This window comes from Streptomyces sp. NPDC002537, assembly GCF_053594975.1.
In genome coordinates, this window is record NZ_JBSFWT010000077.1 from 1 (window position 1) to 14,088 (window position 14,088).

Consider the following 14,088-nt stretch of genomic DNA (forward strand, 5'->3'; position numbering starts at 1 on the left):
TGCCCGCCTGCGGCGGGAGGGGCCAGCGCCCGAGTCCACAAACGCCGGACGGGCTGGATTTGCCGGCTGTGGCGTTGAAGCTGCGGGCCCGGCCGCGAAATCCAGCCCGTCCGGCGATTGAGGACACCGCGCGGAGCGCGGTCGGGGGTCTGGGGGTCTCCCCCAGTTCGGGAAGGGGCGGGTAGGGGACAAAGCCCGCCGCAGGCGTGGGAACGGGGCACCCGGGAGGACCCGGGCACCCCGGCGGGGAGCCGTGCCCGTACCGTGGAGGCCGTGTACCGGTTCCTGCTGACTTCGCGATGGTGGGGGATCAACGCCTTCGCCGCCCTCTCGATCCCCTTCTGCCTTTTCATGGGCACCTGGCAACTCAGCCGCTTCGAGACCCGAGTCGACTCGCACCGCGAACAGCAGAGACAGGTCGACGACGCCAAGACCGCCAAGGCCGAACCGCTCAAGGACCTGCTGCCGGTCAGCACCAAGACCTCCGGCCGCCAGGCCACCGTCGGCGGCCGCTACGACACCGAGCACCAGCTGCTCGTGCCCGACCGCGACCTGGACGACCACAAGGGCTTCTACGTCCTCACCCTGCTGCGCACGGACGACGGCAAGGCCCTGCCCGTCGTCCGCGGCTGGCTGCCCGGCGACCCGGACTCCCGGACCGACGTGGCCGCCGTGCCCGCCCCGCCGGCCGGACACGTCACCGTCACCGGCGCCCTCCAGGCCTCGGAGAGCCCCACTTCCAAGGGCGTGCACGCGGCCGGCGGCCTGCCCAAGGGCCAGCTCGGCATCATCAGCGCGGCCACGCTGGTGAACGTCGTGCCGTACGACGTGTACGACGCCTGGATCACCGCCCCCGAGGCCCAGGGCGCGATGATCCCCGTACCGCCCGGTGCCGCCCCCGGCACCGGCCTGGACCTCAAGGCCTTCCAGAACCTCGGCTACACCGGTGAGTGGTTCGTCTTCGTCGGCTTCGTCGTCTTCATGTGGTTCCGCCTCTTCCGCCGCGAGGCCGAGGCGGCCCGCGACCTGGCCCTCGGCATCACCCCCGACGATCCGGACGGCGGGACAGATGACGCTCGGCGAAAGCAATCTCCAGCCGGAGCTGCTTGACCCGCTCCTCCACCACCAGCGAGCCGTGGCCCGCGTCGTAGCGGTACACCTCCAGCGGGTGGTCGCGCTTCTTCAGCCGGTCCACATAGTTCTCGATCTGGCGGATCGGGCAGCGCGGGTCGTTCATGCCCGCCGAGATGTAGACCGGGGCGCGCACCTCGTCCACATACGTCAGCGGTGACGAGGCCGCGTAGCGCTCCGGCACCTCCTCGGGAGTGCCGCCCAGCAGGGTGCGGTCCAGGGCCTTCAGCGCCTCCATCTCGTCGTGGTACGCCGTCACATAGTCCGCCACGGGCACGGCCGCCAGGCCCAGCGCCCACGCGTCCGGCTGCGTGCCCAGCCCCAGCAGTGTCAGATAGCCGCCCCACGAACCGCCCGCGAGGACCAGCCGCTCCGGGTCCGCCAGGCCCGACTCCACCGCCCACTCCCGGACGGCGGCGATGTCCTCCAGCTCGATCAGGCCCACCCGGTGCTTCAACGCGTCCGTCCAGGCCCGTCCGTAGCCGGTCGAGCCGCGGTAGTTGACGCGCACGACCGCGAAGCCGTGATCCACCCACGCCGCGGGACCGGCCGCGAACTCGTCGCTGTCGTGCCACGTCGGGCCGCCGTGGATGTCGAACACCGTCGGGAACGGGCCCTCGCCCTCCGGCTTCTGGACCAGCGCGTGCACCGTGCCACCCGGGCCCTCCACCCAGGCGTCCGTGACCGGCACCGAATCCGGGGCCCGGCCGATGCCGTGCGGCACCGTCGGCGGCTCCAGCACGAGCTGCCCGCTCGTCGACCGCACCGCGGGCGGCGTCGCCGCCGACGACCACAGGAATTCCACCGTGCCGTCCGGGCGCGGCAACGCACCCTGCACCGTGCCTTCCGGGGTGTCGAGCCGGGTCAGCGCGCCGTCCGCCAGGTCGTAACGCCACAGCTCGGTGCGCGCCCGGTAGCTGTGCTCGACGAGCAGCGCCGAGCCGTCCGGATACCAGTCGGCGTGCAGATCGCCGGGCAGGTCGAGGGCCAGCGCCGTCTCCTCGCGGGTCGCCGCGTCCCACAGCATCGGCTCCCAACGGCCGCTCCGCTGATGCCCGACGAGCAGCCGGGAGTCCCCGTCGACCGGGGCGAAGCCCATGACCGCGAGCCCCAGCTCCTCCGTGCCCCCGACCGTGTCGTCCAGCTCGGCCACGGTGCTGCCGTCCGCGCGGACGATCCGGATCGCCGAGTGCATGGCGTCGCCGTGCTCCGTGTGCTCGATGGCGATCAGCGTGCCGTCGTGGGAGAGCCCGCCGACGCCCGCGGACTCCTCATGGCGGTAGATCTCCACCTGTTCGGCGCCGGGGCGCGCCACATGGACCGTGGAACCGCCCTCGTCCGTGGACCGGCCGACGACCGCCGTGCCGTCCCTGCCGAGAGCCAGACCCGCGGAGTAGGCGGCGGCCAGACCGGGCACGGCCTCCTCGTCGGCCCCGCCGTGGAAGGGCTGGCGCACCCACACGCCGAACTCGTCCCCGTCCGCGTCGCGGAACCACCAGATCCACTCGCCGTCCGGCGACAGCACGCCGCCCGTCGTGCCGTTGGGCCGGTCGGTCGCCTGCCGCTGCTCGCCCGTCGCGCGGTCCCACGCGTACAGCTCGTACGTGCCCGTCACGTTCGACGTGAACAACGAGCGGTCCGGAGCGTCCTCCGCCCATTGCGGCAGCCCGACTCTCGGCGCCCGGAAGCGCTTTTCCCAGTCCGGCATGGTCGGTGCGGCCCCGTTGCTCTCAGTCATGCCCCCCATTCTGCGCCGTACCGGGCACACCGTGGCGGCGGGTGCCACAGCCTGTGGATAACTTCGCCTCGGCGCTGTTCACCGGCGTCGCGCGGACCGTACCGGTGCTCCCGCCGTCCGGCACGCGGGATAACCTTCCCAAGGTTTGGCTAAAAATTGATAAAAACCGACAAAGATCATGAATGGGGGCTCAGCCCCTGGCCCCCTGCAATATCCGAGGAAATCACCGCATGACGACCCCGCCGCCCCCGCCGCCGCCCGCGCCGCAGCAGCCCCCGTCACAGCCCGCGCCGCAGCCCCCGCTGCCGCAGTGGGGCATGCCTCCGGCGCCGCCGATGGGCTTCCCCCCGGCGCCCTCCGAGCCGCCCCGCAACAGCAGCGGTATCGCGGCGCTGGTGCTGGGCCTCGTCGGTCTCTCGTGCGCGCCCGTCCCCTTCATCTTCTGGATCGGGGCGATCCTCGGCATCCTTGCCGTCATCTTCGGCCTGGTCGGCCTGAGTCACGCGCGCAGCGGCCAGGCGACGAACAAGGGGATGTCCATCGCGGGCACCGTCCTCGGCGGTGTCTCCGTCGTAGTGGCCGTCATCGGGCTCGTGCTCACCATCGGCCTCGTCCGCGAGGCGCGGGACACCGTCGACGAGGAGACGAGGGAGACCGAGACGTCGGCCGACGCGTACCCCTCGCCGTCCGACGAGCCCGACGACCCCGACAAGGGCCGGACGACCGCCGACCAGCACACGCTCGACTTCGGGAAGACGGCCTCCTACAAGAACGGGCTCAAGGTCACCGTCGACAAGCCCGAGGAGATCGAACTCGGCGGCTACAACGTCAAGGAGGGTTTCGTCGCCTACAAGGTGACGGCCACCGTCGAGAACGGCACCCCCAAGGACGTCGACCTCGAACTGACCACGGTCAAGGCCCGCGACGGCGACGGCGCCGGCCTGGAGCGCACCTGGGACATCAGCAAGCACATCGGCTTCTCCCAGGGCCTCGTCGGCCGCCCCCACCCGGGCAAGTCGGTCACCGGCGTCTACATCTTCCTGGTCCCCGAGAAGAAGGCCCGCGACCGGATGGAGATCAGCATCGAACCCGGAGTGGTCACCTACAAGGAAGCCACGTGGAGCGGCTCCGTCAAGTAACGGCGGCCGTACGGACAAGGGACAAGCAACGGCGGCCGTACGGACAACGGAAGGGCCGGAGCGAATCGCCGCTCCGGCCCTTCTTCCGTCTCCCTTCTTCCGCCGCCGTTCTTGACCTCGCCCCCGCTTGAGTTCTTAGCGTTACGCCCATGACAGCCGACGCACACACCCACGATGTCGCCGCCCTGGCGGCCCAGCCCGCCGCCTACTGGACCTGGACCACGACACAGGCCATCCTCGGCTTCGTCCAGAGCGAACTGGCCCACGTGGACGTCTCCCAGCCGCAGTGGTGGGCCCTGAACCACCTCCACGCCGCCGCCTCCGGACTGACCCGCGCCGACCTCCGGGACTGCCTGGACTCCGGGCTCTACGGCTTCCGGCCCGAGTCGATGGACCACGCCGTCGACAGCCTCCTGCACCGCGGCTGGGTCACCGACACGAACGGCCGGCTGACCCTCACCGGCACCGGCCGCGAGGCCAAGGACCGCACCACCGCCCTCGTCCAGCGCATCCGCGGCCGTATCCACGAGGGCATCGCCGACGAGGACTACGCCGCGGCCCTGATCGTCCTGCAGCGCATGGTCCGTAACCTCACCGCGGAAGACCCCGCCCCGCAGTGACCCGCCCGCCCGGATGGACGGACGGGCGCCGGGCATCGGGCGTCGGGCATCGGGCATCGGACCTCAGGGCAGCGCCTGTTCCGCCCAGATCACCTTGCCGCGGGCGTAGTAGCGGGTGCCCCAGCGTTCGGCGAGCTGGGCGATCAGGAAGAGGCCGCGGCCGCCCTCGTCCTCGTCGGCCGCGTAGCGCAGATGCGGCGACGTGCTGCTGGTGTCGGAGACCTCGCAGATCAGGGTGCGGTCGTACAGCAGGCGGACCGTGATCGGGCCCGGGGCGTAGCGGATGGCGTTGGTGATCAGTTCGCTGAGGATCAGTTCGGTGGTGAACACCGTCTCCTCCAGACCCCAACGCTCCAACTGCCGGGTGATGTCGGCGCGGGCGCCCGCCACCGCCGAGGGGTCGTTGGGCACCTCCCATTCGGCGATCCGGTCGGCCGCCATGCGGCGCGTGCGGGCGACGAGGAGGACGATGTCGTCGCTCTGGCGGTCGGGCAGCAGGGCTTCGAGCACGGCCTCGCAGGTCTCCTCGGGCGCGCGGGACGGCGCCGCCAGCGTCGTGCGGAGGGTCTCCAGGCCGGAGTCGACGTCGCGCTCGTGGTCCTCGACGAGGCCGTCGGTGTAGAGGACGAGGCTGCTGCCCTCGGGCACGTCCAGTTCCAGCGCCTCGAAGGGCATACCGCCCACACCGAGCGGCGGCCCCGTGGGCAGCTCGGGGAACTCGACGGTGCCGTCCGGGCGGACGAGCGCGGGGAGCGGGTGCCCGGCCCGCGCGAGGGCGCAGGTGCCGGTGGCGGGGTCGTAGATCGCGTAGAGGCAACTGGCGCCCGCGGCGCCGGGCTCGTCCTCCGCGGTGGCCACGTCGTGGTCGATGCGGGTGACGAGATCGTCGAGGTGGCCGAGGAGTTCGTCCGGGGGCAGGTCGAGGGTCGAGAGGTTGTGCACGGCCGTGCGCAGGCGGCCCATGGTGGCGGCGGCGTGCAGCCCCTGGCCGACGACGTCGCCGACGACCAGCGCGACGCGGGCGCCCGGCAGGGGGATGACGTCGAACCAGTCGCCGCCCACGCCGGTCTGGGCGGGCAGATAGCGGTAGGCGACGTCCAGGGCGTTCTGTTCGGGCAGGGCGCGGGGGAGCAGGCTGCGCTGGAGCGTGACGGCGAGGGCGTGTTCACGGGTGTAGCGGCGGGCGTTGTCGATGCTGACGGCGGCCCGCGCCGAGAGCTCCTCGGCCAGGTCCAGATCGTCCTCGTCGAAGGGCTCGCTCCCCTGCGTCCGCCAGAAGTTGACGACCCCCATGAGGACGCCGCGCGCCTGGAGCGGCACGGTGACGAGCGAGCGGAGACCGCGGTCCATGACCACCCGGGTGCGGTCGGGATCGCCCGCCCGCCATTCGGTGGCGTTCACCAGATCGGGGACGAGCACGGACCGCCCGTTGACGAAGCCCCGGGCCATCGGCGCGGCCGGGGGATAGGCGAACGCCTCGCCCACCAGGAACAGTGGGTGGGCGTAGGTGCCGCTGATCGCGACGCGGGTCAGCTCCGGCGTCTCGGAGTACGCGCCGGGAGGCGGCTCGTCGCCGCGCAGGACGGGTTCCGCGAGATCGACGGTGACGTACTCGGCGAACTGGCGGGCGGCCACCTCGGTGAGCTCCTCGGCGGTCCGTGTGACGTCCAGGGTCGTACCGATGGCCACGCTCGCCTCGTACAACAGCCGCAGCCTGCTCTGGGCGGCCTCCGCCGTTCCGGCGAGCGCGCGGAGCTCGGTGAAGTCCCGCAGGGTGGCGACACTGCCGGCGGGGCCGCCGCGGGATCCGGTCGGCCGGATGTTCACCGCCAGCAGGCGTTCCCCGACGGGCAGCATCTCGTCGTTGAGGACCTCCCCGGAGGTCAGCAGGTCCGTCGTCCGGGGTTCCAGACCGAGGTCGCCGACAGCGCGGCCCTCCACGTCCGGCGGCAGGTCGAGGAGCCTGCGCGCCTCGTCGTTGGCGAGCACGACCCTGCCGTCGCCGACGATGACCACGCCCTCGCGCACCGCGTGCAGCACCGCGTCGTGGTGCTCGTACATCCGCGTCATCTCGGCCGGTTCGAGGCCGTGGGTCTGCCGCCGCAGCCGCCTGCTCACCAGGGCCGTGCCGGCCGTGGCCAGGACGAGCGCGGCGGCTCCGGCGCCGACGAGCAGCGGCAGCTGCTTGGCGATGTCGCCGCTCACCCTGCTGATCTTGACCCCGGACGCCACCATGCCCACGACCCTGCCGCGGTCCGTGACGGGGACGACGGCCTGCACTTCCTCGCCGATGGGGCTGCTGACGGTCTCGATGGTGGTGTGGCCGCTCAGCGAGGGCTCGATGGTGCCGATGAACTTCCGCCCGATGGCCTCCGGCGCGGGGCTCGTGTAGCGGACGCCGTCCGGGTTCATCACGGTGATGAAGTCGACCCGGCTCGCGGTGCGGGCGCCCTCCGCCAGCGGCTGGAGCACCGAGGAAGGGTCGGGCCCGCGCAGTGCGGCCGGCAGACCGGGCCCGTGCGCGAACGCCACGGCGGCGGCCTGCGAACGAGCGCGCGCCACGGCGAGCCTGTCGGCCCGCGCCTTGAGCACCAGCGTGGTCACGGCGGCCACGACGAGCAGCAGCACGATCAGCACCTGCAGCGCGAACATCTGCCCGGAGACGCTGCGGAGGCCCGCCACCAGCCCCGGACGCCGTCGCGCGGACGTCTCCCGCGCGCCTGGAGGTCGCTGTCGCCGCTCACCCGAGGAGCGGCCCGAGGTGGAGGCCATGCCCCATGTCTAGCCCCCCGCGCGGCGGGGGCGACGCGCACCACGCCGGGGCCTCGCACGACTGCACGGCTGCACGAAGGCTCCGGCGCGCTGCGGGGAACGGCCGTCCGCACCCTCTCCTGCCGGGCTTCTGCAGAGCTCCTGTCGCGTCAGTCGGTGGGCGGCGCGGTCCGGTGGACGTTGAGCGTGATGTTGGAGAAGTCCCTCCCCTGGAAGACCTCGCGCTGCGTACCACCACTGATGTGGTTGTGCACCCCGCCGTCCGTACCGATCGCCTGTGCCCGCTGCCACCATTCGTCGAGCAGGACCCGGAACTCGGCGTCCAGCGCTGCCCGTACGCCCAATGCCGTGGCCAGTGCCTGTGCTCGTACCGGATCGTCCGGGGCGTCTTCCAGGGAGGCGAGCTCCAGCCGGCCCGAGGTCACCCCAGGGGCCTCGGTCGCTTCCTGGCTCTCCCCGCGCCGGAAGGGGCGCCGGACGAGTTCGGAGAGTCCCTGCCACGCCTGTCGGCCGGCTTCCCCGCCGACGCTTCCGGCGAGTGCTGCGAGGGCGGCCGCCGTGATCGGGTCCATGGGTGCGCTCCCTGACTAGTCTGCTGTGGGCACAGCATAAAAGCGTGCGACTGCCCGGCACAGGGATTCCGGCTCATGCTGTCGTTCCGTCATCCCCCCTGTGAGAACTTAGTGTTGGGACATGGCTGAGGAGACGCACAACAGTCTGGACGGACGGGCGGAAGTGGTCGTCCAGGCCGGACGTATCGGAGAGCTGCACCAGCACCTGTACGGGACCGTTCCTCCGGACCGGCAGCCAGTGCCCTTCCAGCTGCCGCCCGCACTCGCGTACTTCGCGAACCGGCAGTCCGAGCAGGAGCTCATCGCGCGCGCAGCAGAGAGCCACGCAGGCTACGCCGGGCCGCTGGTCGCCGCGTTGACCGGGATCGGCGGGATCGGCAAGACCGCCCTGGGGTTCCACGTGGCCCGTCGGCTCAGCGAGAGGTATCCCGACGGCGTCCTGTACGTCGATCTCGACGACCTGCGCCGCGACGGGGTGGTGGAGATGGCGGACGCGGTCGCGGAACTGCTGACCGGCCTGGGCGTCACCCCTGACTGGCTGGAGCGGTCCTTCGCCGGCCGTTCGAAGCAGTACTGGACGCGCACCCGGGACAAACGGCTGATCGTGGTCGTCGACAACGCCCGGTACGGCGGAGAGGCCGTACCGCTGCTTCCGGCATCCGCCGGGAGCCTGGCCATCGTGACCAGCCAGGGGCGGCTCCACGACCTCGACGGCGTGGTGGCGGTCGAGGTGCCCGTGAACCCGCTGGCGGTGGACGAGGCGGTGCGGCTGCTCGGGCACATCGTGAACGACCCGCGGCTCTCGGCGGAACCGGACGCCGTGGCCGCGCTCGCCCACGGCTGCGGCGGTCTCCCGGCGGCGCTCCGGGTGGCCGGGCAGTGGGTCCGCAAGTACCCCCGGCGCAGCCTGTCCCGGCTGGTGGCCGAGCTGACCGCGGAGCTGCACGAGAAAGGCATCCCCATGGTCGAGGCGGTGTGGGACGCGGCGTACTCGGCACTGCCGCCGGAGACCGCGCGGCTCTACTGCCTGCTGTCGCAGTACCCCGCTCCCACCGTCACGGTTCCCGCCGCGGCGGCGCTCCTCGGCTGTGGACTCCAGCAGGCCGGGGACGCGCTGGAGGAGCTGGAGACGGCCGGCCTGCTGGAGAGCCGGACCGAGGGACACCGGATGCACGACCTGCTGCGCGGACACGCCGACCGGCGCGCGCGCCGGGCCGACCCCGAAGGAGCGGACCGGGCCGAGGCGCGGCGCGCGCTGATCCGCTGGTACCGGCGTCAGTCCGCCCGGGCGGACCTGCTGGCGGCCGGCCCCCGCATGACCTTCGCGGAGCTGCCCGAACCGTCGTCCCGGGACGTCCCCGACGTCGAGTTCACCAGCAAGGCGGAGGCCCTGAGATGGCTCGAGTCGGAGCGGCTCGCCCTGTACGGCTGTGTCCGGCTGGCCGCCGAGGCCGGGCTGCACGAGGACGCGTGGGCCCTGTGCGAGCCGCTGTGGACCCATTTCCTCGACCACCCGCACTACGCGGACGCCGTGGATGCCTTCCGCACCGGCGTGGCAGCCGCGGACCGCCAGGAGCACCTGACTGCGATGGTCCGGATGCGGTGCCAGCTGGCCAGGCCGCTGTGGGAACAGGAGCGGTACGACGAGGCCGCGGAACACCTGCGGCGCGCGCTGAACGCTTCCGAATCCCTGGGCGACTCCGCACAGGAACGCAAACTGAGGGCATCGGTAGTGGAGTTCAGCGGCTTGCTGAAGCTCGCCACGAAAGACTGGACGGGCGCCGTCGCGGACTTCGAGGCCGCCCGCCGGGTCCACACGGAGATCGGAAACGCGTACGGAGTGCTGCTTCAGACGCACCTGTTGGGCCGTACCGCCCTGGGCCAGGGGGAGTTCGACCGGGCGGTCGTCCTGCTGAGCGAGGCGCACAGCATGGCGCGCGAGCAGGACCGGGAGCGTATGACGGCCCGGACCGGATTCGAACTCGGCCGCGCACTGCGGCGTGCCGGACGGGCGGCGGAAGCGGACGGTCTGGTGCGCGCGGCACTGGAGAACGCCCGCGAGCGGGGCTCCGCCTCCGACGAGGTGCGCGTCCTGGAGGAACTGGCCGCCCTCGCGGACGATCGGGGTGAGCCCGCCGAGGCGGAGGAGCACCGGACGACGGCGCGGCTGCTGGCCGCACGCTCGGGCGCCGTGCCCGGCGGCGGCCGGAGCGCGTAACGGCCGGAGCGCGTAACGGCCGGAGCGCGTAACGGCCGGAGCGCGTAACGGCCGGAGCGCGTAGTGGCCAGATTCCGTAACGGCCGGAGTTCTCAGCGGCCGGAGCTCGTGGCGGTCAGAGCTCGTGGCCGAGGTCCGCCTCGTCGGCCGGGGCCAGGTCGACCCGGACCGTGAGCGGGCCGACATCGCAGACGAGCGACACCGGCGGCGTCCACCGAGCAGTGGCGCCCAGCCAGGCGTGGACCGCCGAGACCACGGCCGCCGGATCGGGGCGCAGGACGCGTCCTGCGGTCTTGCACGGCTCGATGCGCACGCTGAGCGGTCCCGCAGAGTGGTGCCGGATCACGCACCGCTCGGGGGTGAGGATCGCGGCCGCGGTCCGGCACCCCGGGGCCTCGTCCAGCATCCGGGCCGTCCAGCCGCCCGCCGTCCAGGCGCTGGTGTGCGGTGCGGTCGAGGCGGGCCGGGCCCGGCACCACAGGACCGTCGCGCTCTGCAGTTGGCGCTGGTCGGCCTGCGGGTGTTCGGCCGCCAGATGATGCGCCGCTTCGGAGGTGAACGGGGGGAACCGCGTGACGCCGATCCGGTGCCCGGACACCTCGGCCCGTACCGCGAACGCCGCGGGCTGTCGAGGCGGCGCGGCCGGGCGGGGGAGCGGGTGCGGTACCACCGGGACGTCCCGCGGAGACAGCCCCAGTAGTCCGTAGAGCTCGCGGCGGAGCCGCGACAGGGCCTGGCCCTGCCGGGCGAAGGCGGCGTCCGCGAAGCCACGGGTGTCGTGGCCTTCGGCCGCGCGGAGCGCATCCACCAGGCCGGCGGCCCCGGAGAGCCGGGGCGCCCGCGTCAGCATCTCCGCCATGGGGCTGCCGGGTATCAGCTCGCGCCCGCCGTCGTACGCCCCGATGACGGGGCGGCCCAGAGCGGCCGCGTAGAGGGCGGTCGAGCCGTGGTCGGTGACCACGGCGTCCGCCGCGACCAGCAAGGTGGCCCACTCCTCGTGAGGCCGGGCCAGGACCAGGCCCGCCGTCAGGGCGGGGGCGAGCTGCCGGGAGAGGTCGAACGAGCCGGTCCGGCTGTACTCGTTGGGATGGAGCACCAGGGCGAACTGGTACGCGTCGTGGGGGAGCCGCCCGATGAGCTCCCCGGGCAGCTCCGGCCGCCGGGAGAGCAGGGATTCCGGCCCCCAGGTGGAGGTGAGCACGACGAGCCGGCGCTCGCCCGTGCCCAGGGCGGAGCGGTAGCCCTCCCGATGGGCGGCCGAGCCGAGCAGCCGGTCCAGGGTCGGATCGCCCACCACGGTCGCGCGGGCCGCGGCCGGAGGGCAGTACTCGGCGAGGCGGGTGAGTTGCTCGCCGTGCGCCAAGGCGTGGAGGTCGGCCCAGGGCTCACCACCGGCGAGCAGGTAGTGGGGGTCGAGACCTGACGGCAGATCCGGCGAACCCTCGCTCCGGACGGTCTTGTTGAAACCGGCGCCGTGCGGCAGCACCACCCGAGGCCCGGACAGGACCCGCGGCGCGCCCTTCGGGCTCGCGGTGAGAATCAGGTCGTACTTGCGGCCGCGAGCCTCTTCCCAGGCGACGGTACGGGCATCGGACCGCTCCAGGGCCGCGAGGGCGTCCACGTCGAACGCCGATCCCGGCACCAGCGTGAACCGGACGACGATGCGCTCATCACCCTCGAAGACGGGCAGCACATCGAGAAGCCGATACAGAGCCCCCGCCGAACGAACGGCAAGCAACACGGCCAGCTCGGTTGCCCGTTGCCCGTTGCCCGTTGCCCGTTGCCCGTTGCCCGTTGCCCGTTGCCCGTTGCCCGTTGCCCGTTGCCCGTTGCCCGTTGCCCGTGAAACGGTGGATTCTACCTGAATCGCACTAAAAGGAACACCGCTCTCGTCGAACGGGGTGAAATCATCTCGGGCCACCTGTGGCATGGCGTTGATCGTACCGATGGTGGAACGTAGGTTCCCGGGCTGGCGCTGCGTGCGAGTCCGCTGCCTTGATCCACTCCACGCTCACTCCGCCGGCGGCGCCGGGGCCGGAGTCCTGCCGCCGTCGCCTGCCTCGGCCGGTTCCGCAAGGCATTTGGTGCGACGAGCGCCCTGCTGCGGTTGAAGTGGTTGCACGACGTTCGCTGCCTAGGCGATGCTTACCGCAGTGCAGCAGGTAACCCAGCACCACGACAAGTGACTCAGCGCGCTGTGGATGGGGAGGGGGCGCTGTCCATGCGAGCGTTGGCTGTTGTGCGTTGGCTGGGTGCCAATGCCGAGGCGCTCATCGCACTGGTCACGGCAGTCGTTGTCGGCGTGCTCGGCCTTTCTGACTTCGCGTCAACTGCGGTCGTGAACAGTGCCATCCTTGTCACGCTCGCCGCATTGTCCCTTTCGGTGCTACGGGATCGCTGGCATGCGGACGCTGAGCCGGATGCGCGAACAAGCCTGATTGCGGCGCACCAATCGTTGGAAAGGCTGCCCGGCCACGTCGATCGCATTGCCACGATTGAACAGATGCTCGCCGAGCGCAGGGCGACTCTGGATGAAGAGTCCACCATCAAGGTTCTGCGCGGGAACGAAATCACCGATTCCTTGGCGGAGGCAAGGGTTGAAGCCAAGGAGTGGATCTTCCGAGGGGGTACTGCCACATTTGTGAGGGCCGTGGTCCTCCCTGAATGTGTACGGCGAGCCCGGCGAAATCACCGGCCCTTGACTGTTCGCCTTGAGATCCTCGATCCTGAAAATCAGGCATTGTGCGAGCGGTATGCCAATTTTTTTCGGCACGGCGTAGACGACCCCAATGAGGATGAGCAGACCTGGACTGCCAAGGGGACTCAGGTGGAGCTCTTTGCCACCATTGTTGCGGCGTGCTGGTGGAAGCAGCAGTACCCGCCGCTTGAGATTGCGGTATCACTTGCTTCGACCATGACCCTTTTCCGCTGGGATATGACACAGAACCGCCTGATCATCACCGAGCGCGGGCCGCGCTTCCCTGCCATGATGATCAGGGAGGGGCGTTTCTACTACGACTACTGGCGCAATGAGCTGCTGGAGCACTTCAATCAGGCCCGCGAACTTCAGCTACGGAAAGCACCCCGCCTGAGCGAGCCGCCCACACTGCCCGAAATTCGAGATCTCTTTTCCCGGCTGGGGCTGGAACTTCCTGATTACATCAACGACGATGACATCGCGCTCATTATCGGGCAGGCAGTCAATGCCGAAAATCCGTACGGATGAGGGTGGTGTCATCCGGGCTCTGCGAAATGGCAACGCAGAGGAAGTTGGGGTTTGGGTTCAGGACGCGCTCCTCGCCATCGTCCCGGAGCGGCTTCCCGCTTCCGCTGTCCGGCATCCCCTCGACTTCGTCTGCCTGCCACTGTACAGAAACGGCCGAAGCGGCCTGTGCCTACATATATGGCCGGAAGCCGAAGAAGAGATGTCCCCCGTCGTCCATGCCCACAGCTGGGACCTGTGGAGCTATGTAGTGTGCGGCACCGTATTCAACCAGCTCATGAGTGTTCACGATGAGATCGATGAGCCAGAGCATCGCGTGTACGGGGCGACGAGTGCTGGCGGGGTTGATGAGATCCGGGCAACGGGACGACTCGTCACGTGTGCTCCGGAAGTCCTGCAACAGGTTCACGCCGGGCAGATCTATCAGTTGCCTTCGGGGCTGTTTCACCGAAGCGGTCACCAAGGCGTAACCGCGACGATCGTGCTCGGTGAACACTACGAGGACCGGGACAATCTGGTTCTCGGGCCGGTCGATGCAGAACCGGGGGCCGACCTACCTCGTGAAGCATGCTCTCCGGACGAGGCCCGGGAACTGCTCAAGCGAATTATGGGTTCAGTGCCACCACGTACTCCGGCGGCCGATTGTCGTCCTCGGCCAACGACGCCCTGACAGTG

At 71.0% G+C, this 14,088-nt stretch carries 10 protein-coding genes; 6 read left to right on the forward strand and 4 right to left on the reverse strand.

Annotation, left to right across the window (positions count from 1 at the left end; all coding sequences use genetic code 11):
* The first annotated feature begins 273 nt into the window (after nt 1-273).
* The gene (locus ACWD4A_RS27630; protein ID WP_451198051.1) at nt 274-1,110 is read left to right on the forward strand and encodes an SURF1 family protein; all 837 of its coding nucleotides are present in this window, start codon (nt 274-276) and stop codon (nt 1,108-1,110) included.
* On the opposite strand, the gene ACWD4A_RS27635 is transcribed toward ACWD4A_RS27630, so the two are convergent.
* Nucleotides 1,040-2,839: a S9 family peptidase gene (locus ACWD4A_RS27635; protein ID WP_451198095.1), complete on the reverse strand. Its 1,800-nt coding sequence runs from the start codon at nt 2,837-2,839 to the stop codon at nt 1,040-1,042. The genes ACWD4A_RS27630 and ACWD4A_RS27635 overlap by 71 nt on opposite strands.
* 260 nt (nt 2,840-3,099) lie before the next feature.
* Between ACWD4A_RS27635 and ACWD4A_RS27640 the strand changes: the two genes are divergently transcribed.
* Nucleotides 3,100-4,008: a DUF4190 domain-containing protein gene (locus tag ACWD4A_RS27640; RefSeq protein ID WP_451198053.1), complete on the forward strand. Its 909-nt coding sequence runs from the start codon at nt 3,100-3,102 to the stop codon at nt 4,006-4,008.
* A 149-nt stretch (nt 4,009-4,157) separates the two neighbouring features.
* Entirely contained in the window at nt 4,158-4,628 is a 471-nt protein-coding gene (locus ACWD4A_RS27645; RefSeq protein WP_451198054.1) for a MarR family winged helix-turn-helix transcriptional regulator, read from the forward strand.
* A gap of 63 nt (nt 4,629-4,691) precedes the next feature.
* On the opposite strand, the gene ACWD4A_RS27650 is transcribed toward ACWD4A_RS27645, so the two are convergent.
* Together ACWD4A_RS27650 and ACWD4A_RS27655 are read right to left on the reverse strand one after the other, a co-directional pair.
* A complete protein-coding gene (locus ACWD4A_RS27650; protein ID WP_451198056.1) occupies nt 4,692-7,400 on the reverse strand; it encodes a SpoIIE family protein phosphatase in 2,709 nt (902 codons plus the stop codon).
* Between the two features lie 149 nt (nt 7,401-7,549).
* Nucleotides 7,550-7,972 carry a hypothetical protein gene (locus ACWD4A_RS27655; RefSeq protein WP_451198057.1) on the reverse strand — a complete coding sequence of 141 codons (423 nt, stop codon included), beginning with the start codon at nt 7,970-7,972 and terminating at the stop codon, nt 7,550-7,552.
* A gap of 121 nt (nt 7,973-8,093) precedes the next feature.
* Between ACWD4A_RS27655 and ACWD4A_RS27660 the strand changes: the two genes are divergently transcribed.
* Nucleotides 8,094-10,190: a hypothetical protein gene (locus ACWD4A_RS27660; protein WP_451198059.1), complete on the forward strand. Its 2,097-nt coding sequence runs from the start codon at nt 8,094-8,096 to the stop codon at nt 10,188-10,190.
* Between the two features lie 115 nt (nt 10,191-10,305).
* Here the strand turns inward: ACWD4A_RS27660 and ACWD4A_RS27665 are convergent, their stop codons facing one another.
* Nucleotides 10,306-11,931: a translation initiation factor 2 gene (locus ACWD4A_RS27665; protein WP_451198061.1), complete on the reverse strand. Its 1,626-nt coding sequence runs from the start codon at nt 11,929-11,931 to the stop codon at nt 10,306-10,308.
* Between the two features lie 480 nt (nt 11,932-12,411).
* On the opposite strand from ACWD4A_RS27665, the gene ACWD4A_RS27670 reads away from it, so the two are divergent.
* Together ACWD4A_RS27670 and ACWD4A_RS27675 are read left to right on the forward strand one after the other, a co-directional pair.
* The gene (locus tag ACWD4A_RS27670) at nt 12,412-13,416 is read left to right on the forward strand and encodes a hypothetical protein (RefSeq protein WP_451198062.1); all 1,005 of its coding nucleotides are present in this window, start codon (nt 12,412-12,414) and stop codon (nt 13,414-13,416) included.
* Nucleotides 13,394-14,083, forward strand: a complete 690-nt coding sequence (locus ACWD4A_RS27675; protein WP_451198063.1) for a hypothetical protein — start codon at nt 13,394-13,396, stop codon at nt 14,081-14,083. Before ACWD4A_RS27670 ends, ACWD4A_RS27675 begins: the two co-directional genes overlap by 23 nt.
* Nucleotides 14,084-14,088: the final 5 nt, after the last annotated feature.